The organism is Nocardia nova, from assembly GCF_002933465.1.
GTDB lineage: Bacteria > Actinomycetota > Actinomycetes > Mycobacteriales > Mycobacteriaceae > Nocardia > Nocardia nova_B.
The window spans coordinates 18852-38158 of the sequence record NZ_PSZE01000033.1; the positions used below are offsets into that span (position 1 = coordinate 18852).

General features: G+C 68.3%; 26 protein-coding genes, 1 pseudogene and 1 riboswitch. Of the genes and pseudogenes, 18 read left to right on the plus strand and 9 right to left on the minus strand.

What is annotated here, in order from left to right; genetic code table 11:
* The first annotated feature begins 245 nt into the window (after positions 1 to 245).
* Positions 246 to 770 (plus strand): DUF4142 domain-containing protein, encoded by a 525-nt coding sequence (locus tag C5E41_RS28205; RefSeq protein WP_181063460.1) that lies wholly within the window; start codon positions 246 to 248, stop codon positions 768 to 770.
* On the plus strand, positions 770 to 1270 hold the full coding sequence (locus C5E41_RS28210; protein ID WP_146097718.1) for an SRPBCC family protein: 501 nt from the start codon (positions 770 to 772) through the stop codon (positions 1268 to 1270). Before C5E41_RS28205 ends, C5E41_RS28210 begins: the two co-directional genes overlap by 1 nt.
* 27 nt (positions 1271 to 1297) lie before the next feature.
* Here C5E41_RS28210 and C5E41_RS28215 read toward each other — a convergent pair whose 3' ends face one another.
* Both C5E41_RS28215 and C5E41_RS28220 read right to left on the minus strand, forming a co-directional pair.
* The gene (locus tag C5E41_RS28215; RefSeq protein WP_146097719.1) at positions 1298 to 1603 is read right to left on the minus strand and encodes a hypothetical protein; all 306 of its coding nucleotides are present in this window, start codon (positions 1601 to 1603) and stop codon (positions 1298 to 1300) included.
* Positions 1591 to 2697, minus strand: coding sequence for a glutamate--cysteine ligase 2 (locus tag C5E41_RS28220; protein WP_104378767.1), 1107 nt, complete (start codon positions 2695 to 2697; stop codon positions 1591 to 1593). The genes C5E41_RS28215 and C5E41_RS28220 overlap by 13 nt, the downstream gene beginning before the upstream one ends.
* A gap of 328 nt (positions 2698 to 3025) precedes the next feature.
* Between C5E41_RS28220 and C5E41_RS28225 the strand changes: the two genes are divergently transcribed.
* The gene (locus tag C5E41_RS28225; protein ID WP_104378818.1) at positions 3026 to 3232 is read left to right on the plus strand and encodes a hypothetical protein; all 207 of its coding nucleotides are present in this window, start codon (positions 3026 to 3028) and stop codon (positions 3230 to 3232) included.
* Between the two features lie 605 nt (positions 3233 to 3837).
* Here the strand turns inward: C5E41_RS28225 and C5E41_RS28235 are convergent.
* Positions 3838 to 4068 carry a DUF6480 family protein gene (locus tag C5E41_RS28235; RefSeq protein ID WP_104378769.1) on the minus strand — a complete coding sequence of 77 codons (231 nt, stop codon included), beginning with the start codon at positions 4066 to 4068 and terminating at the stop codon, positions 3838 to 3840.
* Between the two features lie 204 nt (positions 4069 to 4272).
* Here C5E41_RS28235 and C5E41_RS33510 point away from each other — a divergent pair, with 204 nt between their 5' ends.
* From C5E41_RS33510 to C5E41_RS28255, 4 genes are read left to right on the plus strand one after another with little or no spacing between them, the layout of a single operon-like run.
* The gene (locus C5E41_RS33510) at positions 4273 to 4539 is read left to right on the plus strand and encodes an SDR family NAD(P)-dependent oxidoreductase (protein ID WP_146097720.1); all 267 of its coding nucleotides are present in this window, start codon (positions 4273 to 4275) and stop codon (positions 4537 to 4539) included.
* A 2-nt stretch (positions 4540 to 4541) separates the two neighbouring features.
* A complete protein-coding gene (locus C5E41_RS28245; protein ID WP_104378770.1) occupies positions 4542 to 4964 on the plus strand; it encodes an oxidoreductase in 423 nt (140 codons plus the stop codon).
* Between the two features lie 20 nt (positions 4965 to 4984).
* On the plus strand, positions 4985 to 6475 hold the full coding sequence (locus C5E41_RS28250) for a molybdopterin-dependent oxidoreductase (protein ID WP_104378771.1): 1491 nt from the start codon (positions 4985 to 4987) through the stop codon (positions 6473 to 6475).
* Positions 6472 to 6762: a hypothetical protein gene (locus C5E41_RS28255; protein WP_219823272.1), complete on the plus strand. Its 291-nt coding sequence runs from the start codon at positions 6472 to 6474 to the stop codon at positions 6760 to 6762. The genes C5E41_RS28250 and C5E41_RS28255 overlap by 4 nt, the downstream gene beginning before the upstream one ends.
* Here C5E41_RS28255 and C5E41_RS28260 read toward each other — a convergent pair.
* The 4 genes from C5E41_RS28260 to C5E41_RS28275 all read right to left on the minus strand — a co-directional run bounded on the left by C5E41_RS28260 (position 6759) and on the right by C5E41_RS28275 (position 9073).
* Positions 6759 to 7085: a hypothetical protein gene (locus C5E41_RS28260; RefSeq protein ID WP_104378772.1), complete on the minus strand. Its 327-nt coding sequence runs from the start codon at positions 7083 to 7085 to the stop codon at positions 6759 to 6761. The genes C5E41_RS28255 and C5E41_RS28260 overlap by 4 nt on opposite strands.
* Positions 7086 to 7097: 12 nt before the next feature.
* Positions 7098 to 8021 (minus strand): hypothetical protein, encoded by a 924-nt coding sequence (locus C5E41_RS28265; RefSeq protein ID WP_258081318.1) that lies wholly within the window; start codon positions 8019 to 8021, stop codon positions 7098 to 7100.
* A 95-nt stretch (positions 8022 to 8116) separates the two neighbouring features.
* A complete protein-coding gene (locus C5E41_RS28270; protein ID WP_104378774.1) occupies positions 8117 to 8608 on the minus strand; it encodes a Dps family protein in 492 nt (163 codons plus the stop codon).
* A 93-nt stretch (positions 8609 to 8701) separates the two neighbouring features.
* Positions 8702 to 9073, minus strand: coding sequence for a hypothetical protein (locus C5E41_RS28275; RefSeq protein ID WP_258081321.1), 372 nt, complete (start codon positions 9071 to 9073; stop codon positions 8702 to 8704).
* 100 nt (positions 9074 to 9173) lie between these two features.
* On the opposite strand from C5E41_RS28275, the pseudogene C5E41_RS35420 reads away from it, so the two are divergent.
* Positions 9174 to 9404 (plus strand): annotated as a pseudogene (locus tag C5E41_RS35420) (NAD-dependent epimerase/dehydratase family protein); the annotation flags it as partial.
* Between the two features lie 26 nt (positions 9405 to 9430).
* Here C5E41_RS35420 and ligD read toward each other — a convergent pair.
* Positions 9431 to 10375 carry a non-homologous end-joining DNA ligase gene (gene ligD / locus C5E41_RS35425; RefSeq protein ID WP_104378776.1) on the minus strand — a complete coding sequence of 315 codons (945 nt, stop codon included), beginning with the start codon at positions 10373 to 10375 and terminating at the stop codon, positions 9431 to 9433.
* A gap of 113 nt (positions 10376 to 10488) precedes the next feature.
* Positions 10489 to 10629: riboswitch (cobalamin riboswitch) on the plus strand.
* A 35-nt stretch (positions 10630 to 10664) separates the two neighbouring features.
* Between ligD and C5E41_RS28290 the strand changes: the two genes are divergently transcribed.
* Genes C5E41_RS28290 through C5E41_RS28300 form a run of 3 tightly spaced genes read left to right on the plus strand, consistent with a single transcriptional unit; the run spans position 10665 to position 12309 of the window.
* Positions 10665 to 10880, plus strand: a complete 216-nt coding sequence (locus tag C5E41_RS28290; RefSeq protein ID WP_104378777.1) for a CbtB domain-containing protein — start codon at positions 10665 to 10667, stop codon at positions 10878 to 10880.
* Positions 10881 to 10900: 20 nt separating this feature from the next.
* Positions 10901 to 11755 carry a CbtA family protein gene (locus tag C5E41_RS28295; protein WP_104378778.1) on the plus strand — a complete coding sequence of 285 codons (855 nt, stop codon included), beginning with the start codon at positions 10901 to 10903 and terminating at the stop codon, positions 11753 to 11755.
* Positions 11752 to 12309: a histidine phosphatase family protein gene (locus tag C5E41_RS28300; RefSeq protein ID WP_104378779.1), complete on the plus strand. Its 558-nt coding sequence runs from the start codon at positions 11752 to 11754 to the stop codon at positions 12307 to 12309. Before C5E41_RS28295 ends, C5E41_RS28300 begins: the two co-directional genes overlap by 4 nt.
* A gap of 37 nt (positions 12310 to 12346) precedes the next feature.
* Here the strand turns inward: C5E41_RS28300 and C5E41_RS28305 are convergent, their stop codons facing one another.
* Entirely contained in the window at positions 12347 to 12727 is a 381-nt protein-coding gene (locus C5E41_RS28305; RefSeq protein WP_104378780.1) for a DUF488 domain-containing protein, read from the minus strand.
* 164 nt (positions 12728 to 12891) lie between these two features.
* Here C5E41_RS28305 and C5E41_RS28310 point away from each other — a divergent pair, with 164 nt between their 5' ends.
* The 7 genes from C5E41_RS28310 (at position 12892) to C5E41_RS28340 (ending at position 19303) form a co-directional block, all read left to right on the plus strand.
* Complete coding sequence (locus C5E41_RS28310; RefSeq protein ID WP_104378781.1) at positions 12892 to 13653, plus strand: 1-acyl-sn-glycerol-3-phosphate acyltransferase; 762 nt, start codon at positions 12892 to 12894, stop codon at positions 13651 to 13653.
* 160 nt (positions 13654 to 13813) lie between these two features.
* The gene (locus C5E41_RS28315; RefSeq protein ID WP_146097721.1) at positions 13814 to 14524 is read left to right on the plus strand and encodes a TetR/AcrR family transcriptional regulator; all 711 of its coding nucleotides are present in this window, start codon (positions 13814 to 13816) and stop codon (positions 14522 to 14524) included.
* Between the two features lie 100 nt (positions 14525 to 14624).
* The gene (locus C5E41_RS28320; RefSeq protein ID WP_104378783.1) at positions 14625 to 15557 is read left to right on the plus strand and encodes a TauD/TfdA dioxygenase family protein; all 933 of its coding nucleotides are present in this window, start codon (positions 14625 to 14627) and stop codon (positions 15555 to 15557) included.
* Between the two features lie 110 nt (positions 15558 to 15667).
* A complete protein-coding gene (locus C5E41_RS28325; protein ID WP_104378784.1) occupies positions 15668 to 16312 on the plus strand; it encodes an ABC transporter permease in 645 nt (214 codons plus the stop codon).
* Positions 16309 to 17595 (plus strand): ATP-binding cassette domain-containing protein, encoded by a 1287-nt coding sequence (locus C5E41_RS28330; RefSeq protein ID WP_104378785.1) that lies wholly within the window; start codon positions 16309 to 16311, stop codon positions 17593 to 17595. The genes C5E41_RS28325 and C5E41_RS28330 overlap by 4 nt, the downstream gene beginning before the upstream one ends.
* Complete coding sequence (locus tag C5E41_RS28335; RefSeq protein WP_104378786.1) at positions 17592 to 18329, plus strand: ABC transporter permease; 738 nt, start codon at positions 17592 to 17594, stop codon at positions 18327 to 18329. The genes C5E41_RS28330 and C5E41_RS28335 overlap by 4 nt, the downstream gene beginning before the upstream one ends.
* Entirely contained in the window at positions 18326 to 19303 is a 978-nt protein-coding gene (locus C5E41_RS28340; RefSeq protein WP_104378787.1) for a glycine betaine ABC transporter substrate-binding protein, read from the plus strand. The genes C5E41_RS28335 and C5E41_RS28340 overlap by 4 nt, the downstream gene beginning before the upstream one ends.
* Positions 19304 to 19307 lie beyond the last annotated feature (4 nt).

Here is a 19307-nt window from a genome sequence, read left to right on the forward strand (position 1 = left end):
CGCATCGGGGCGGGCCCCGGCTGCAAGCCGGGCCGCGACTGCCCTGCTGGACTCAGCGTCACGATGGACGGCGCACAGGGAGCCGGCGTGGCGGATCTGCCGCGACTGCCGCCGCGCGGTGCCGGTGCACGACGACGACTACACCGCTTCGCTTCCCCGCCCTCGGCACGTGTATGACGCGCCGCGTTGGGCATCCGAGCTGCAAATACCCGGCGAACACAATACCCGGCGAACAGGAGCACATCATGAGATCACCGCATCGTCTGCTGGTCACCACCGCCGCCGCGATCGGCCTCGGGCTGGGCGCGAGCGCGGTCGGCGGGGCCCAACCGGCCGCGTTGCCGGCGCAGGACAGTGATTTTCTCGTCGCGGTCCACCAAGGGAATTTGACCGAGATGCTGTCCGGAGCCGGCGCGGCGGTCATGGGTACGTGTCAGCAGGTCCGCGATCTCGGTCCCGTTCTGGTCGCCGACCATACTCGGCTGGAGGCGATGGGCGCCGCGGTCGCGATACCGAACGGCGTAGCCCTGCCGTTGATGCCGTCCGCCGAGCAGTCGCAGCAGATGCGCGACACCGCGATGAAGACCGGCCGCGACTACGACCTGGCCTGGCTGCATATGCAGGAGGGTTTCCACCTTCAGACGCTGCAGGCGGGTGCCACCGAGACCGCGCAGGGCGGCAGCCCGCAGGTCACCGGGCTGGCACAGAACGCCGCGCCCGTGGTCCAGCACCATCTGGACATGATTCGCGACGCGTTGGCGGTGTGCTGATGGGCGAGGTCACGATGGGAGTTCCCGGCTCGGCCGAGCAGGTGTTCGCCGTGCTGGCCGACGGCTGGTCCTACGGCCACTGGGTGGTGGGGTCCACCCACATGCGTGACGTGGACCAGGACTGGCCGCGGATCGGCTCCCGGATTCATCACAGTGTCGGCGCCTGGCCGCTGATGGCTCAACAGGCCACCCGGGTGGTGGCCGTGGATCCGCCGAACAGCATCGAACTCGAGGCGGAGCTGTGGCCGGTGGGGGTGGCGTGGATCCGGCTGGCGATGACGCCGATCGATGCCGACACCACCGAGGTGAGCATGAGCGAGGAGCTGATTCGCGGACCGGGCCGGCTCATCCCCGACGTGCTGCAAACCATGGCCCTCAAGCCCCGCAACAAACAGTCGCTGACGCGCCTCTGCGATCTGGTGGCCTCCCATTACGCCGACACCCGCAAGCCCGGCACCCGTGGATCCGGCACCCTCGCGCCCGACAGCCCGGAGCCCTAGTCATCGGCGTTGATCGGGCACCGGCGTTCATCCCAGCCGATGGTCCGGCCGCTGATCCTGGTGCGTCGGGCGGCCCGGGCGAAACCGCAGCGGACCGGGATTCAGCGGCGGGCTGCCGCCGGAGGTGTGCTCGCGCAAACCGGCGGCAAGCTCCGTCGCCACATCGACGGCGGAATGCGCCGGCCGCCAATCGAGTTCCCGCCGCGCCCGCTCCGCTCGCACCAGACATGCCCGGTCGGCCAGCCTCAGCCAGGCGGGGTGCAACGGCAGCAGACCGAGTCGCCAGCCCGCGAAGGCGGCGGCGGCCAGCACGTGGTCCCCTACACGGAACAACCGTCCGCGGTCGCCTCGGCCAGTTCGTCCACCACGTCGGCGATCGCTCCGCGCCGGCGCAAGGCGGCCGACTGCCGCCGGGCTCCGTTGCCGCGGGCCGTCACCGCGGCGATCGTCTCGGTCACGAACTGCTCCTCCTCGAGTTCCCGCAAGACCGGGGTGACATAGTCGACGAGCCGCGCCAGCCGGATGCGTGCCGGTTCCACGCGGCCGTCCAGCGGATCGACGCCGTCGCCGTCGAGTCCTTCGCGCGCGGACTTCCAATAGGCGGCGCGCAGGGTGGCGGCCGGTACCGCAGGCGCCCGCCGGCCGCGGCGCACCTCCGCACGGCCGACCACGGCCGCGGCACGCACCAGGCTCGCCAGCAACGCCGTTTCCTCGGCCGTCATGGGAACGTCGCTGATGCGGATCTCCAACGTCGGGACATGCGTGGAGCGGCGAATATCCCAATAGACCATCCCGGTGTCGAGGATGCTGCCGCAGGTCAGCATCATGTCGACCGCGGCGTCGTAGTCGGCACAGGACTGAAAATACGGTGGCGGCCCGGCACTGGGCCAGCGCCGCCACAGCACGTTGCGCCAACTCGCGTATCCGGTGTCGGTTCCGCGGTACACCGCGGAATTGGCTGTGAGCGAAAGGAATACCGGCAGCCAGGGCCGCAGATGATTGCTGATCTGCACCGCAGTCTCCGGATCGTCCACCGAGACGTGCACATGGCAGCCACACAACCCCTGTTCGTGCGCGAGCATGCCGAAATGCTTCTCGATGCGGCGATAGCGCGGCGTATCGGTGACCGGATAGGCGTGGGGCACGGTCGGCGGCACTCCGGTCGCGAGCAGTCGGGCGGTGTTGTCGGCCGCGGCGCGCACCACGGCGGCGCGCAACTGCCGCAATTCCCGCAGCAAGTCGGCCGTGCGCGTGTGTACCGAGCTACGCGTTTCCACCTGACAGCTGGTCAGCTCCAACTGCAGATCGATACCGGCGTCGCACGCCGACCGCGCGACCTCGCAGTTCTTCGGGACCGGCGCTCCGGAGACCGGATCGACCAGCAGGAACTCCTCCTCGACCCCGAACGTCACATCGGCGGCATCCATCGGCTCACCCGCCCGGCACACTCCATGGCTCGGAGATGCCCGGCGACCGGACCCGCAAACGCATTCCGGCGCGGATCGAGGTTTCACTCGGCGGGTGCGGGTAGCCGCCGCATGTGACCATTTCAGGATTACGAGAGTTGACCGAGCACCCCCGGATCCGACCGCGGCGCAGGCGTCGGATCTGTCCTCGGGCCACAGCGCCGTCCGTCGCGCCGGCGCGGCGCTGCCGCTGGCGGGGGCCGACATCGTGACCATCGATCGAGATCCCGTCCCACCGACGGCGTCGCTGCCCTGCTCCGACACCGGTGATCCGCGAAAGGAGAGGACGATGGACCGAGGAAACACCAAACACGGTGCGCGCGAAGATGATCAACTACGGCACGACCTACAGGGAACCTTGCGCGGCAACCGCTCCAGCCGCGCCGAGGAGTGGCGCGATCCCGAACCACCCGCCGACGACGACCCGGAACTCACACCCCCGCGCACCACGACGCCGGAGGGCGCCGAGCACGACCGGACCGGCGAGGTCGACTGATCGCGTTCACGTCGAATCGACGATCACTGCGCCGGTTACGGTCGAGCAGTCAGGGTACTTCTCCTGTACCGAGAACGATCCGGACGTAGCGCCCTATCCGTCAACGGCGACGGATGCCGCCATTCGGTTCCGCACAACGGAGTGCACCGGCGCGAGGCATACGACGGATCGTCCCTCCGGACGGGGCGCTAGTCACAGCAGGCCCCGAAGAATGCGGCGACGGTCGGCGCCGGCGTTACGGCCGGTGCCGACCGATTTCTCCGATTCTGTTGTGCCAGAAAATTTTTCGTGAGGTGATCCCACCCGAACCGGGCGGCGACGCATGCGTCGGGCGATGCGTGGCGTACGGGCGGTATCCGCGGTCGCGACAAAAGACCGCCCCGCATCGCGCGCCCCGGACCACACCCACGATCCGCTCGCCGGCGGGCTGGTCATCGAGTTCCGGAGTCACCGGCTCCTCGTCGAATTCCCTCTGGTCCACCGACACCTCGCCCCCTCCCTCCGGCCCGCGCCATCGCGATATGCGCGCGAGTACCCGATCCCGAGGGAAGGAAAACCGTGAATTCGGTTGAGCTCGACAACGTTTCGGTCAAGGGCCGAACTCGTCAGGCCAGGGATACGATCAGCGCGATCACGACGGCGACGAAGACCAGCACGATCGCCGCGACGATGATGATCAGCATCGCCCCGCTGGCGGGGAAATGGTGACGGGTGCTCGGCTCCGGCGCCGAGAGGCCCGAGGTCTGTGCCGTATCCGGCGGGGTGGACCCGGGGGCTACGCCACCACCGGGTTCCAGGTCCGGAGTCTTGGCCGGGTCCGGATCCATTGCAGACATGTTCGGCGTCCTATCCTGGGCGAATCGCCCCTTGATCGTCGTCGGTTCTCACTGCGGCCGATACCCGCCATCGGCGCGGGCAACCTCTCCGGTGCGGCGAAATCGGGCGAAACCTCTACCGGTGGCGGCACGGCAACTGGTGGGCCCGTCGCGCGAATTCCGGCGCACAGGTATGTGTTCGCCCTGTCCGGGTAGGCGGGAGATATGACCGACACACCTCCCCTCGCCCCCCTCGCCCTGGTAACCGGCGCGTCCAGCGGTATCGGGTTCGAGCTCGCCAGACAATTCACCGAACGCGGTCACGAGGTGGTCCGCGCCGCCGAGGACGGCCGCGTGCTCGACGCGGCGGCCTTCTCCGCGGGCATCGGGCGCTGCGGCGATGTCCAGTCGACCGACCTGATGGGGATGGTCGGCCGTGTCGTCCTCGACGCGCTGAAAGCGAAAGCGGGACAGATCATCCCGGGGCGCTGATCGTGTACCGCTACGCCGCCGTCGACCTGCCGCGCACCACCACCGCGGCCGGGGCGGCCCTGTTGCTCGGTCTGGGCGGGGTGCATCTGTATGTGCTGGTGCGCGAGGCGGGGCTGCCGAACTACCTGCGGGTGGGTTTCGGATTCCTGATCGGCTGCTGTGTCGTCGCGGCGGCGCTGGTGTGCGGGTCCCGCACCGCACGCGCGGGCTGGGTCCTGGGCGGGCTCGTCTGCCTCGCCTTCCTGGTGGTGTATGTGGTCAGCAGGCTCGCCGGGCTCCCCGGCCTGCCCGAGGTCCGAGGCTGGTGGGACAGCGCTCCGGGCAGCGTGGCCGGAATCTGCGCGCTGACCTTCCTGGCGGTGATCACCGCGATAGTGCTGGGTATCACCGTGGCGCACCCGCGGGCACAGCACTGGCACGACTGAGCGGAACGGGGTGATATGCGATGACCACCTTGGATTTTCCGGCCTGGCTGCGCATCGAACATTGGCTCAATGTGCTGTTTCTGACCTTCGCGATGCGCAGCGGTGTGGAGATCCTGTCGAGCTACCCGAAACTCTTCTGGCGCGACGACAGCAAACCCGGCACCGAATGGGCGCGATTCACCCGCAAGCAGATGCCGACCGACAAGCTCTACGACACTCTCGACGAGCAGGAGAGCTACTCCTCCCTGATCGCACTGCCCGGCCACAAGAAATTGGGCCTGGGCAGACATTGGCATTTCGCGACGGTCGCGGGCTGGATACTCGTCGGCCTCGCCTATTACATCCTGCTGTTCGCGACCGGCCAGTGGCGACGCTACATCCCGACCTCATGGTCGCTGTTTCCCGCGGCCTGGGACGACATCGTGACATATATGAGTTTCAACCTGCCGCCGCTGCTGCCGGGGCAACCGTTCGACGCGGTCCAGAAACTCGCCTACGCCGGCGTGATCTTTGTACTCGCCCCGTTCCAGATACTCACCGGCGCAGCGCAATCACCAGCGGTGGAGGCGCGCTTTCCGTGGTTCGTGCGCATGTTCGGCGGCCGGCAGTCGGCGCGCAGCCTGCATTTCCTGGGTCTGCTGGCATTCGCGGTGTTCATCGTCATCCACGTGTCGATGGTGTTCTTCTGGAGTTGGGGCCAGCTCAGCGCGCTGATGATCTTCGGACAGGTGCGCAATATCGATTGGGCGATCACGCTGTCGTTCGTGATCATCGGCGCGATCGTGCTGCTGCATATCGCGGCCACGGTGTGGAGCCTGCGCGACCCGCGGTCGGTGCAGCGGGTCCTGGGCGCCTTCGTGCGCCGGCTGCGGCGCGTACTGCTCCGGCCGCTGACGTCTCGACAGGACTACTCGACGCACGCGCTCTCGCCGGAACATCGAGTGAACGGCAAACCGCCGACGGCACTGCCGTACAAGGTGATGGCCGTACACAATTTCGCGGATTGGCGCCTGGACGTCGGTGGTCTGGTCGAGCACCCGATGCACCTGAGCCTGGACGATCTGCGCGCGCTCGGCGAACCGCAGACCCAGCGGGTGCTGCACAACTGCGTACAGGGCTGGTCGAGTATCGGCGAGTGGACCGGACTGCCGCTGCGCGAACTCGTCGCCCGGGCCCGCCCGCTGCCGGACGCGAAGTATCTGTGTTTCCTCACCATGCAGGACACCGGTCGCGACGATCCGAGCGCCGACGGCGTCGGCCAGTTCTACGAGGTGCTGGATCTGGAGCTGGCCGGCAAACCACAGACGCTGCTCGCCTATCGCATGAACGGCGCACCGCTGCCCATCGAACACGGTGCGCCGCTTCGGCTTCGGGTGGAGAGCCAGGTCGGATTCAAAATGGCGAAGTGGATCGACCGGATCGAGTTCGTCTCCGACTACTCCCATATCGGCCACGGGATGGGCGGCTGGCGGGAGGACAACGTCTACTACGACAAGGACGTCGAGATATGACGACGCAGCACAGGACGGCCACGCCACGGCGACCGGAGAACATCGAACTGACCGAGCGGCAACGCGATCGCGTCCTGGCATACCTCGACCGTCGGCGCGCGCGCTGCCCGGCTTGTGGCGCAACGGATTTCCGTGTCGGCGATGCGCTGTATCTGGGGTTCCTGTTTCTCGACGAGGAACTCGACAGCTACATGGTCGCGTTGACCTGCATGAATCCGGCATGTCCGGTGCCGCACACCGGAATCCGGATGCGCCGCGCTCAGCTGTGGCTCGAACCGGTGGCCTAGCGGGCGGGCTCGGACCGGCCGCCTGTTCGCGCCGGGGCCAGCCGGAAGCGCTCGATTGTCGCGGCGGCGGCGGCGAATTCGCGGGCCAGCCGGTCGAAGCGCTCCCGGTCGGCCACCGACAGCGCGCCTCGTTCGCGGTAGTACACCACGCGCGGCAGCCGTCCGGACATCATCGCGCCCCATCGGATGCCGAAGTCGTAGACGACGCCGTCCGCCGCGGTCAGATCCGGGTCGGCGGCCAACTCTCGCAAACCCCGCAGTTGCTCACTCAAAATATCCAGATCCTCACCGACATCGACTGTGCCGGAATGCTTGTCGGCCACGGCGACACCCTCTCACAGTTGCGGCTTGGCGACGGAGACGACCTCGGCCCGGTCGCGCACGGTCAGATAGACCCGGTGCGGACCCACCGCGATTCCCGACCACGCCGGCCCCTGCGCCTGCCGCACCGGCAGATCGAATCGGCGCAGCACGGGTATGGTGCCGCTCGCGTACCCCTCGAAGCTGCGGGTCTCCAGCACCACCAGCTGCCGGTCCGTCGCGGCGTAGATGCGGGTGTCGTCGGTGGCCAGATAGCGGATCGGCGCGCCCAGGTCGACGGATCCGACCGTCTCGTTTCCGGATCCGTCGCGGCGGGAGTCGAGAGCGACCAGCCTGCCCCCGGGCCGCGCCACATACAACCGGGTGACCTTGGTGCCGTCCCCCGCCGCCGCGAGTACGGGTTCGTCGTCGGCGCCGGTTTCGTCCGCGGGCGAGGAACTGCCCTTGTAGTGCGCGCTTCCCCGGGGTCCGTAGATGTGGAACTCCACTTCACGGCTGCGGTTCGCCCCGTCGAGCCGGGCCTGCGGCCCCGCGTTCACGACCGTGGGCGCCAAGGTGGTGCGGCGGTGCAGATCCACCGGCGTGACCGTGGCCCCGTCCTGGGACAGCGCCAGCAGCATCCGCTCCCCCGCATCGAGGGCGAGATACGACGGCCGCGGTCCGGCGGACAGCGTGCCGGTATCGGCCAGATCGGACAGCCGAATCGAGGCGACTGCCTGCCGATCCGTGGCACTGACCAGCGCCGTGCCGTCGTCCACCGGGCTGATCTGCAGGTTCGGCCCCAAGCCCGGCAGGCGTGCCGAAGTGACCGTATCGCCGCGACCGTCGGCCAGGCCGTTCACCTTCACCACCCGGTCAGGCGCCAGCGCCACGAGCGCTCCCGATCGGTAGGACCACACCGGCGCGTGCACGATCGCCCCGATCGATGTCACCCGCATGGCGTCCGGTGCTTCCAATCGCGACCCCGGCGCCGAGCAACCGGCGACGGCCACGACGGCCGCCGCCGGAACCAGATATCGGCGCAGCGCGCGCGTTACGCGGCCTGGGCCTGCCACATCCAATGCAGTTGCTCCAACCGGGCGGCGATATCGATGAGCAAATCCTGGGTGACCGGATCGGCCTTCTCGGAGGCGTCGATCCGCTCGCGCAGCCTGCGCACGACCGCGGCCAGGGTGGCGACGATCGCGGCGACCACGTCGCCGTCTTGTTGCCACCCCGAGGGGAACGGCTCGGCGCTGGAGCTCTCCGCGACCGTGCGGGCGCGCCCGTCCGGGCTGACGCCGATCGCGGTGGCTCGTTCGGCCGCCGCGTCGGTGAACCCGCGCGCGGTCTCGACCAGTTCGTCCAACGCCAGATGGACGGTGCGGAACCGGGGGCCGATCACATTCCAGTGCGCCTGCTTGCCGATCAGGCTCAGGTCGATCAGATCGACGACGGTGGCGCACAGCGCGTCACCGGCGATCCGTTGCTGTTCCGGCTCCAGCACCGTCGCGATCGGATCGGTGGTCGTGGAGGTCTTGGCCACGATGGTCTCCTTCCTCGCTGACAGTCATCACCTAGGCGACTGCTTGCGTGCACGACCTACCCGCTGCCGGCGACTCCAAACGAGCGGCCGGGTTCAGCCGGCGGCCATCGCCATCGCCAGATACACCACCATGACCGCGAACAGAAACCAGCCCGCGCCCTGCCATACCGGCCACGGCTGCCCGCCGCGCCACTGTCGCACGGTGATCACGAACGCGCCGATGCCGCCCAGTAACAACACGATTCCGGGCACCAGGCCCACGGCCAGCCGGGACGCGGTATCGCAGGCCACGTGGTCGGCGTTCGCGCACTGATCCCGCGAGGCCGCCCAGCCCAGGGCCACCCCGGCGACGATCGCCGCCACCACCAGCACACCGACCGCGTAGCGCACCGCCCGCCGGAAACTCGGCGGGTCACTCCAGCGGGGGTTGACCTCGCGTGCCATCGTCACCTCCGGCCCGTTCATCCTGCGCTCGTCATGTCGCACTATCCGATCACCGTGGCACTACCCGGCCTCTCCGCGAATATTCGATCGCGGCCGGCTGCCGCGGCAGCCGGACGACGGGGTGCGGTGGGCGCGTGCCGACATACGCTGCGACGATCTGCTCACCGAATTCCGCGGCGCCGATGTGGTGGTCCATCTCGCGTGGTTGTTCCAGCCGACACACTGGCCACTCCAGACCTGGCGCGCGAACGTACAGGGCACCGAACGGGTACTGCGCGCGGTGGCACAGGCCGGTGTTCCGTCCCTGATCTACGCGTCGTCGGTCGGCGCGTATTCCCCTGCGCACCACGATGATCCGGTCGGCGAGGACTGGCCCATCTACCCGGGAGCGTGGACCTCGTCCGGCGTCTTGTCCGGCCGCAATCCGCGCCAGGACGGGTGGCGCAGGCGCCCGTCTCCGGTCCGCTCCGTGAACGACACCTCGCCCACCAGTGCGGGTTCCACCCAGATCGCGTCTTTCACCGGCGCCGCGACAGTGGGGGTCTGCCGCCGCAGCGGACCCAGCCTGGCCTGGAGATCGTCGAGCATGGCCTGGGTGAAGCCGGTCCCCACGTTACCGATGTAGACCAATTCTCCGGTCTCGTCGTGCACGCCCATGAGCAGCGAGCCGATGCGCCCCGCCCGACGGCCGGCGCCGGGCCGCCACCCGACGATGACGATCTCCTGATCGTTCACGTTCTTGACCTTCGTCCACAGCGGACTGCGCCGGCCCGGCAGGTAGGGGCTGTCGAGCCGCTTGCACACGATGCCCTCGAGCCCCAACCGCGCCGATTCGGCGAGCACGTCGGCGCCGGTGCCGGTCAGCCGCGGCGGGATGCGCCAGTTCGGGCCCCGCAGACCGAGTTGTTCCAGCAAGCCGCGGCGTTGCTCGTACGGCAGGTGGATCAGCGGCCGGTCGTCGATATGCAGCAGGTCGAAGATGAGGTAGGTGGCGGGCACCGAGCGCGTCAGTGCGCGGATCATGGCCGGATTGCGCTGGTGCATACGCGGCTGCAGGGCGGCGAAGGAGGTGCGGCCGTCGGCTGCGAAGGCGACGATTTCGCCGTCGACGACGATCGGCGGCGCCGCGGGCGCGAGACCGGCGAGTTCCGGCCAGGCGGCGGTCACATCGTTGCCGTTGCGCGAGATCAGCCGCAATTCCCGATCGACATAGCCGATGGCGCGGATACCGTCGAATTTCACCTCGTACGCCCACGCCGCACTGTCGGCCGGCAGAGCGCCGGCGGTCGCCAGCATCGCCGCATACCGCGGCAATCCGCTCACAGGTACCCCCTTTCAGCACGTGGCTATTTCTCGGTTACCACCATGAAATCCTCCTCTTACCGCGGCGACGATGCCGATATTTCGGTCACTACCAGATCTCGCAACCTGCCGATTGACCATCCGAACGGCAATTTCGTATGGTTGTGCGAGCGACGATTCGAGGAACCCGGTGAAAATCCGGGACGGTCGCGCCACTGTGAGCGTTTCGCCGGGCGGAATGTGAGTCAGATACTCGGATCGCGTGTAACCATCATCGAGCGGGGACGCGCAATCCCCGGAGGAGAGTCACATGGCAACGTCCTATGTCCCCCGGTCCGGCCTGGAGTCGATTCGGCTCTCCATTCCCACGACGGCCCTGTGGCTGGGCGGCACCACGATCCTGGCTCTGCTCGCCCTCTACTTCATCGGCATCGACCAGGGCGCGGTCTCGATCTTCGGAGACGATATGCACGTGCACGAATTCGTCCACGACGCACGGCATTTCCTCGGCTACCCCTGCCACTGACCGCAGGATCGAGCCCCACAATGGAAAAACGAATCATCGCCCGCGGTGTGCTGGTCGGTGCGATCGGCGGGCTGGCGGCCTTCGTGTTCGCGCGGATCCTGGCCGAGCCGATCATCGATCGCGCCATCGACTACGAGGGCGGGCGCGACGCGGCGCACACGACACTCGAAGCGGCCACCGGACATTCGATGGCCGGCATGGAAGACACCGAACTGTTCACCCGGTCCGTGCAGTCGACCATCGGCCTCGGCTTCGGCACGATCGTCTTCGGCGCCGCGATGGGCGCGCTTTTCGCGGTGGTCTACTGCCTGTTCGTGGGCCACGTGGGCGCGTTGAGCCCGCGCAATCTCGCGCTGTGCGTGGCGGGCGGCATGTTCGGCGTGCTGTACGCCGTGCCGTTCCTCAAATATCCGGCTAATCCGCCCTCGATCGGCAATCCCGACACGATCGGGCAACGCACCGGCCTGTACCTGTCGATGGTGGTGATCGCCGCGGTCTGCGCGATGGGCGCCGTGTGGCTGGGCCGGAAACTACGAGTGCGCCTGGGTAATTGGACGGCGACCATCGCCGCGGGCCTGGCCTTCGCGGTGGTGGTGACCGCGATCGCGGCGTTGCTGCCCTCGCTCGGGCAGCTGGCCGCCAACCGGGCACTGGGCGACGCGGCCACCGAAACACCGGGCCCGCTTACCGATTCGACCGGACGGATCGTCTACCCGGGCTTCCCCGCCGACGACCTGTACTACTTCCGCTTCTATTCCCTTGCCGCGCAGGTCATTCTGTGGTCCGTCATCGGCGTGGGTTTCGCGACGCTGGCACCGCGGCTGTTCCACCGCGCCGGCGACTCCGCCGGGGCCGTGCCGGCAGCGGCGGTATGAGCGCGACCGTCACCCGGCTCACGCTGATCAGCCACGGCATGACCGAGGCGATGCGGACGGCCCGCTTCCCGGTCGACGAACCGCTCGACGAGCTGCCCCGCGGCGCTGCCGCCCCTGCGGCGCCGCGGGCCGAGCGGGTCCTGGCCGGGCCGGAACTGCGGGCGGCCGCGACCGCCACCCTGTTGGGTCTGCCGGCAACCACCGAGCCCGCCCTGCGCGACCTCGACTGCGGCGACTGGGCGGGCAGGCCGATGGACTCCCTGGACCCGGCCGACCTCATGGTGTGGATGTCCGACCCCGTCTACCGCGGCCACGGCGGTGAAGCGATCACCGACCTGCTCGACCGGGTGCGCGACTGGCTCGAATCGGTGGCCGGGGACCGAAGCCGCGTCGTCGCGATCACCCATCCCGCCGTCGTCCGCGCGAGTGTGCTCCTCGCCCTCGCCGCACCGCCGGAATCGTTCTGGCGCATCGACATTCCGCCGCTCAGCGCCACCACACTGCACGGCCGCGGCGCGGGCTGGACCGTGCGGCACACCGCGAATCCGCTGTGAGCCGGGAACGGTCTGTCTCCGGTTGTGCCCGGCCACCTCAGTGCGACGCCGGCGTCTTCCCGACCAGATCGGCGAGCACGGCTGCCTCGCTGAGGTCGATCCGCTTGGTGGCCGACAGGAGAGTGAGCATGCCGCGCCCGGCGAGTTCGCGGAGGTGGTCCAGGTCGGCAGCGCGTTCCGGATCACGGAGCTCCTCGCGGTAGCGGCGACCGAACTCGTCGAACTTGGCGGGATCGTGGCTGTACCAGGTGCGCAACTCGGTCGAGGGCGCGATCGTTTTGCACCATTCGTCGAGGTGAGCGTTCTCCTTGCTCATCCCGCGCGGCCAGAGCCGATCGACCAGCACCCGCATACCGTCGTCGGGATCGGGATCGTCGTAGATCCGCCGGACCTGGACCCGCGGTCGTGTGCTCACCATCGCCCTGCTCCCTTCGGTCGGCCGTATCGTCCGGCTCCCCGCGGCGCGGGATCGCCGGTCCCGTTCTACATTCGAGGGTAATCACGTGAGCGGCATCTTTCGCCCGCTGCCCGCGGCGAATACCCTCTACCTACGTAGCCGTAGGTTACGGTAGCGTAGGTTGAATGAACGTCCCGACCTCGACCGCCGATCCCGTCGCCGCGCCCCCGGCGGTCGAATTCGACAATCGCGATGCCGTCTACGAGTACTACCGCACCCACCGGGCGCCCCGCGCCCGCGCCCGCCTGTTCTACGCGATCACCGCGTATCGCAAGCGTCCCGCGGTCCGCTACGCGGACGGCGCCCGCGCGGCGATCCGGCAGCTGATCCGTGACAACCGCCGCATGATCATCGCGATCAACCATGTCAGCGTGGAAGATCCGCGCACCGTCGCCGCCTTCGCCTGGCGCAGCGTGTTCCGGCCGCGGATCGGCCACATCCGCGTGCTGGCCAAGGACGAGCTGTTCACCGAGCAGGGGCAGCGATCTCGCATCGACATCATGGGCGCCATCCCGGTGTTCCGCGGCAAGGACCACGGCCCACGGGCCGCCTACACCGCCGGCCAGCAACTGATGGACGTCTGCGTCGGGCGCATGGTCGACGGTGACGACCTCGCGTTGTTCCCGGAGGGCACCTGCAACGAGACCGATCCGACCCGCGTGCAGGCCATCGGCACCGGCATCGGCCACATCGCCGCACGGGCCCGAAAGGCCGGGGCGACACCTGTTTTCGTCTTCCTCGGCCTGACCTACGGCCCCGACGGCCGCGCCACGTTCTACCTCGACGAGCCGCTGCCGGACTTCCCGGAGCGACCGGCCCAGATCACCCGGGTCGTCGGCACCCGGATGCAGCGCGCGCTCGACGGAGCGATCGCGGCCGTCCGGTAGCCCGCAAGTCAACCGCCACTACCTTTCCCCTCGGACGGCCCCAATCGCCCGAGCGGAGACCAGTTGATTTTTCCCAGCGGGAGAAAATATCGGCGGAACTCGTATCCGTCCGCCGGGCGTGTTGTCCGGACCCGCCGCCGGCATCCGTAGCCTGAGAGGAGTGAGCGGCGGGAATACAACCGGGTCCGGGGCTGGAATCGTGCAGACATCGCGGCGCGGCCGCGGGCGTCCGCCCCAGCTGAGCCGGGACCGCATCGTCGCGGCCGCCCGCGCGCTGCCTCCGGAAACACTCACCATGAAAGCGGTCGCCGACGCGCTGGGCGTCGACCGCAAATCGCTGAACTACCACGTCAGCGACCGCAACGGATTGCTGGAGCTGGTCGCACTGGACGCCTTCGAAACCGAGATCCGCCGCCTTGCCCTGCCCGCCGAGGGTGATTGGCGGCAGCTGCTGCGGCTGTTCACCGCCGCGGTCGCCGAGGCCCTCACCCAGGTCGGCATCTTGATCTCCCATGTGCGATTCCGTGGCCGAGGCGGCCTGTCGACGTCGGCGGAGATCGAGCGGATTTCCCAGTCCCTGGTCAGCTCCGGATTCGAGCCGATGGAGGCCGGGCGCACGCTGCGACTACTCACCGATATCGCGCACTCCGCGGCGCGCGAGGCCGCGGAGGTGCCCCGGGGCCACGTCGACATCCAGGCCGAACATGTCGCGCGGACCCTGAATTCGGAAGCGGGACGGGATTTCCCACTCCTGCGGCAGGTCGCGACCACCCGCGAGAGCGCCGCGCGCGTCGGCGAGCAGTTCGAATTCGACCTCGAGCTCGTGATCGCCGGGCTGGAACGCAAGCTCGAGGCACGCGGCCGGGCCTGAGGTTCCCGTATTTCGATCCCCGTGACCGTAACGCTGGCCGGACGCGGCCACCGGATGGTTACCTACCGGACGTCCGACACGGTGGAAGAGAGGTCGTGCGATGTCCGTCGACGAGGTAACCGGTACCCCGGTGCGAGTGGTCCGGCTGGGAAACCACATCGGCGCCCGGATCGAGGGCGTACGCCTCGGCGGTTCCCTGGACGCCGACACCGTCGCCGCCATCCGCGCGGCTCTGCACCGGCACAAGGTGATCTTCTTCCGCGGCCAGGACCACCTGACCGAGAACGGGCAGTACGAGTTCGCGCGCCTGCTCGGCACACCCACCACCGCGCACCCGACGCTCACCTCGGCGGGGGTGAAGAGCCTGGCCATCGACTCACAGCACGGCCGCTCCAATGTCTGGCACACCGACGTCACCTTCGTCGACCGCGTGCCGAAGACCTCGATCTTGCGTGCGGTGTCCCTGCCGTCCTACGGCGGATCCACCACGTGGGCCTCCACCGTCGCCGCCTACGATTCACTACCGCACCCGCTGCGGGTGCTGGCCGAGAATCTGCGTGCCCGCCACACCAACCGCTACGACTACGCCGCCGATACCGACGACCGGCCCGACGACGGAACTCGTTCGTACCGAACCGAATTCGAGTCCCGCTATTTCGAGACCGAACATCCGGTGGTGCATGTCCATCCCGAGACCGGCGAACGCGCGCTGCTGCTGGGCTGCTTCGTCAAGGAGATCGTCGGCCTGTCCACCGCCGAATCGCGGGCGCTGTTGCGCCTGTTCCAGGATCGGGTGACCCGGCTCGAGCACACCACCCGCTGGGATTGGGCGCCCGGCGATGTGGCGATCTGGGACAACCACGCCACCCAGCACTACGCGATCGACGACTACGACGGCGCCGAACACCGCCGGCTCACCCGCATCACACTGGCCGGTGACGTACCCGTCGGCGTCGACGGCCGGCCGAGCACGGTGATCGCCGGTGACGCACAGGCGTACTCCCGCGTGGAGTCGCTACCGCGAGCGGCGTGAACCGCGCGGCGTGCGGAACCGGAGCCGCACCGTCATTTAGTCTTTGACACACCGCCGCCCGGCGGCGGCGCGCGGGCGGGTGCCGGCAGAGGGCTGACGATGGGAGTCCCGTGAACCTGTGGAATTACATCCGAGGGCGGGGTGACACTCTGGCCTTCCTCACCTATCAGCATGCGTCACTGGCGTTTCAGACGGTTCTGGTCGGCACGATCGTCGCCGTGCTCATCGCGATGGCGGTCTACCGGCTGCCGCTGCTGTCGCAACTCTCGCTCACCTCCAGCCGGGTAGCGCTGACCATTCCGTCGCTGGCGCTGCTGGCGTTGCTGCTGGTGCCGTTCGGGCTGGGCGTCGTCCCGTCGTTCATCATGCTGGCGTTCTTCGCGGCGCTGCCGGTGATCGGCAACGCGATCGTCGGGTTGCGCTCGGTACCGGCCTCGGTGGTGGAATCCGCACGCGGAATCGGATTCTCCCGCACCCGTATCCTGCTCACCGTCGAACTGCCGATCGCGTGGCCGGTGATCCTGACCGGTATCCGGGTCTCCACGCAGATGATCGTCGGAGTCGCCGCCATCGTCGCCTACGTCCTCGGGCCGGGTCTGGGGTCGCTGATCTTCAACGGCCTGTCGCGACTGGGCGGCGCGAACGCTCTGGAGACGGCGGCCACGGGCACCATCCTCATCGTCATCGTGGCGCTGGTGTTCGACGCGCTACTCGTTCTGCTGGGCCGCCTCACCATCGCACAAGGACTCTCATGACCGACGCTGTGACCGACCGGCCCGCGCCGGCAACGCCGGAACGCAATGTCACCGGGGCGTCCATCGTCCTCGACTCGGTCGCGAAGAGGTACAAAGGCCAGGACAAACCGGCCGTCGCCCGCCTCGACCTCGAGATCGAGGCCGGCCGGATCGTCGCCTTCGTCGGCCCCTCCGGCTGTGGGAAAACGACCACCCTGAAGATGATCAACCGGCTGATCGAACCGACCGAGGGCCGCATCTTCATCGGCGGCCGCGACGTGACCCGCGAGGACCCGGACAAGCTGCGGCAGTCGATCGGGTACGTCATCCAATCCGGCGGCCTGTTCCCGCACTGGTCGGTGCGCAAGAACGTGGGCGCGATCCCGCGGGTGCTCGGCTGGGACAAGAAGCGGATCGCCGAGCGCACCGAATATCTGCTCGAACTCGTCGGCCTGGATCCCGGTGTCTTCGCCGACCGGCTGCCCAAGGACATGTCCGGCGGACAGCAACAGCGAGTCGGTGTCGCGCGGGCGCTGGCCGCCGATCCCCCGGTGCTGCTGATGGACGAGCCGTTCGGCGCGGTCGACCCGATCACCCGAGTTCGCTTGCAGGACAGCCTGATCGCGATTCAGCACGAACTCGGCAAGACCATCGTCGTCGTCACCCACGATTTCGAGGAGGCCACCAAACTCGGCGACAAGGTGCTCATCCTGTCCGAGGGCGGGCACGTCGAGCAGTACGCGCGGCCCGAGGAGATCCTCACCGCACCGGCCACGCCCTTCGTGGAGGAATTCGTCGGATCCGGCGCCAAACTCGCCTATCTGACCGTGCAGCGGGTGCGCGACGTGGAGTGGGACGACGTGGTCACCGCCCGCATCGGCGAGCCGGCGCAGGCGGTGATTCAGCGCGCGCGGGCCGCCGGCCAGACCTGGGTGGTGGTCGTCGACGACGCCGGACGGCCACGGTCGTGGCCCTCGCTCACCGAACTGGCGAGCAAACCGGAGGTGTCGGACTACCTCGATCGGCGGTTGCCGGTCGTCGCCCGCTCCTCGACCCTCAACGACGCCCTCGACGCGATGCTGGCGGCCAGTCAGGGTGCGGCCCTGGTGACCGACGGGCGCGGTGCGGTCGTCGGCTCGATCGGCATCGGCACGGTGACCGAGACCATCCAGGCCGCACTCGCCGACGTGCGCTCCGAGGAACACGACACCTCGTACGAAACCTACGTCGACGGAACCGATCCCGCGCCCACGCCGGTGATCGCCGCCGACGACGACGAACACGAATCGGCCAGGCGGTCATGACCCGCCTGCGCCGGTTGCCGATGGACGTCTGGTTCGAGCCGCTGATCATCCTCGTCATCGGCATCGGCTACATCGTCTGGTATCGGTCGACGACATTCACCCCGACCGAACAGGCCTCGCTGGCCTGGTCCAACCTGCAGACCACGATCTGGTCGCATATCGAGCTGACCGTGGCGGCCACGGTGATCGTGGTCGTCGTCGCGATTCCGCTGGGTATCGCGCTGACCCGGCCCGCACTGAAACGCCTGGAGCCGATCGCGGTCAACATCGCCAATATCGGCCAGGCCGCGCCGGCGGTCGGGCTGCTGGTGTTGTTCACCTTCTGGCTGGGCACCGGATTCCGCACGGCGGTCGTCGGTTTGGTGGTGTACGCGATTCTGCCGATCCTGCAGAACACCATCATCGGCCTGCGGCAGGTGGATCAGCGCACCATCGAGGCCTCGCGCGGGATCGGGTTCTCCGCCACCCGCACCCTGGTCCGGGTGGAGTTGCCGCTCGCGGTGCCGGTGATCCTCAACGGGGTGCGCACCGCCCTGGTGATTCTGGTCGGCACCGCGACCCTGAGCACCTTCATCGGCGCCACCAGCCTCGGCACACTGATCACCACGGGCGTCACGCTGTTCCTGCCGAAACTGCTCGTATCCGGAGCGATCCTGGTCGGACTGCTGGCGTTGATCATCGACTGGCTGGGCAGACTCGTCGAACTGGCCGCGACCCCGCGAGGTGTGTCATGAGATCGGCCCGGGCCCTGGCATTGGTCGCGATCGTCGTCGCGGTGGCGATGCTCAGCGGATGCGGGCTGGTGAGCTCATCGGGAACCTTCCACGACGCGAGCCTGCCCGGCGGGCAGCGACCACTCGACGGCGCGAAACTCGTTGTGACGTCGAAGAGTTTCACCGAGGGCGTGCTGCTGGGCAAGATCACCGCGACCTATCTGGCCGCGGCCGGCGCGAAGGTCACCGACCTGACCGGCGCACCGGGTTCGGCCTCGTCGCGGCAAGCTCAGCTCAACGGTGACGCCGACATCCTGTGGGAGTACACCGGTACCGGCTGGGTCAATTACCACAACGAAACCGAGACGATCTCCGATCCGCAAGAACTCTGGCAGCGCGTGCACGACATCGAGACGCGGGAGCACAACCTGGAGTGGCTGCCACCGGCGAATTTCAACGACACCTACGCTTTCGGTGTGTCGACGCCGACCGCGCAACGGCTGGGGGTGAAGTCGCTGTCGGATGTGGCGGCGTTGCCGGTGCGCGACCGCACGTTCTGCGTCGACGACGAATTCTTCAGCCGCGCCGACGGTTTCATTCCCATGCTGCAGAAATACGGCATCCCCTACAACGATCCGAACGGCGTGCCCACCGGCAACGTCACCCGGATGGACGCCGGCGTCGTCTACACCGCCACGGCCAAGAGCTCGCCGTGCAATTTCGGCATGATCTACACCACCGACGGCCGGGTGAAGAATCTGAATCTCGTCGTGCTCGACGACGACAAGAAATTCTTCCTGCCCTACAGCGGTGCCGCCGTCGTGCGCGGTGAGGTCCTGGACCGCTATCCGCAGTTGCGACAGCTGCTGGGCACGATTTCCGACCGTCTGACCAATGACCTGATGCAGGAACTCAACGGCCGCGTCGATATCGACGGCGAGGATCCCGCCGACGTCGCCTACGACTGGTTGAAGAGCGAAAAGCTCGTCGAATAGACAA

What these genes read in the sequence shown, in the direction of transcription:
- C5E41_RS28220 (WP_104378767.1), bottom strand. Translation starts at nt 2,697, where the DNA reads ATGGATGCCGCCGATGTGACGTTCGGGGTCGAGGAGGAGTTCCTGCTG.
- C5E41_RS28310 (WP_104378781.1), top strand. Translation starts at nt 12,892, where the DNA reads ATGAACGTCCCGACCTCGACCGCCGATCCCGTCGCCGCGCCCCCGGCG.
- C5E41_RS28210 (WP_146097718.1), top strand. Translation starts at nt 770, where the DNA reads ATGGGCGAGGTCACGATGGGAGTTCCCGGCTCGGCCGAGCAGGTGTTC.
- C5E41_RS28300 (WP_104378779.1), top strand. Translation starts at nt 11,752, where the DNA reads ATGAGCGCGACCGTCACCCGGCTCACGCTGATCAGCCACGGCATGACC.
- C5E41_RS28320 (WP_104378783.1), top strand. Translation starts at nt 14,625, where the DNA reads ATGTCCGTCGACGAGGTAACCGGTACCCCGGTGCGAGTGGTCCGGCTG.
- C5E41_RS28265 (WP_258081318.1), bottom strand. Translation starts at nt 8,021, where the DNA reads ATGCGGGTGACATCGATCGGGGCGATCGTGCACGCGCCGGTGTGGTCC.
- C5E41_RS28330 (WP_104378785.1), top strand. Translation starts at nt 16,309, where the DNA reads ATGACCGACGCTGTGACCGACCGGCCCGCGCCGGCAACGCCGGAACGC.
- C5E41_RS28250 (WP_104378771.1), top strand. Translation starts at nt 4,985, where the DNA reads ATGACCACCTTGGATTTTCCGGCCTGGCTGCGCATCGAACATTGGCTC.
- C5E41_RS28295 (WP_104378778.1), top strand. Translation starts at nt 10,901, where the DNA reads ATGGAAAAACGAATCATCGCCCGCGGTGTGCTGGTCGGTGCGATCGGC.
- C5E41_RS28340 (WP_104378787.1), top strand. Translation starts at nt 18,326, where the DNA reads ATGAGATCGGCCCGGGCCCTGGCATTGGTCGCGATCGTCGTCGCGGTG.
- C5E41_RS28205 (WP_181063460.1), top strand. Translation starts at nt 246, where the DNA reads ATGAGATCACCGCATCGTCTGCTGGTCACCACCGCCGCCGCGATCGGC.
- C5E41_RS28235 (WP_104378769.1), bottom strand. Translation starts at nt 4,068, where the DNA reads ATGTCTGCAATGGATCCGGACCCGGCCAAGACTCCGGACCTGGAACCC.
- C5E41_RS28225 (WP_104378818.1), top strand. Translation starts at nt 3,026, where the DNA reads ATGGACCGAGGAAACACCAAACACGGTGCGCGCGAAGATGATCAACTA.
- C5E41_RS28305 (WP_104378780.1), bottom strand. Translation starts at nt 12,727, where the DNA reads ATGGTGAGCACACGACCGCGGGTCCAGGTCCGGCGGATCTACGACGAT.
- C5E41_RS28255 (WP_219823272.1), top strand. Translation starts at nt 6,472, where the DNA reads ATGACGACGCAGCACAGGACGGCCACGCCACGGCGACCGGAGAACATC.
- C5E41_RS28290 (WP_104378777.1), top strand. Translation starts at nt 10,665, where the DNA reads ATGGCAACGTCCTATGTCCCCCGGTCCGGCCTGGAGTCGATTCGGCTC.
- C5E41_RS28275 (WP_258081321.1), bottom strand. Translation starts at nt 9,073, where the DNA reads ATGAACGGGCCGGAGGTGACGATGGCACGCGAGGTCAACCCCCGCTGG.
- C5E41_RS28335 (WP_104378786.1), top strand. Translation starts at nt 17,592, where the DNA reads ATGACCCGCCTGCGCCGGTTGCCGATGGACGTCTGGTTCGAGCCGCTG.
- C5E41_RS33510 (WP_146097720.1), top strand. Translation starts at nt 4,273, where the DNA reads ATGACCGACACACCTCCCCTCGCCCCCCTCGCCCTGGTAACCGGCGCG.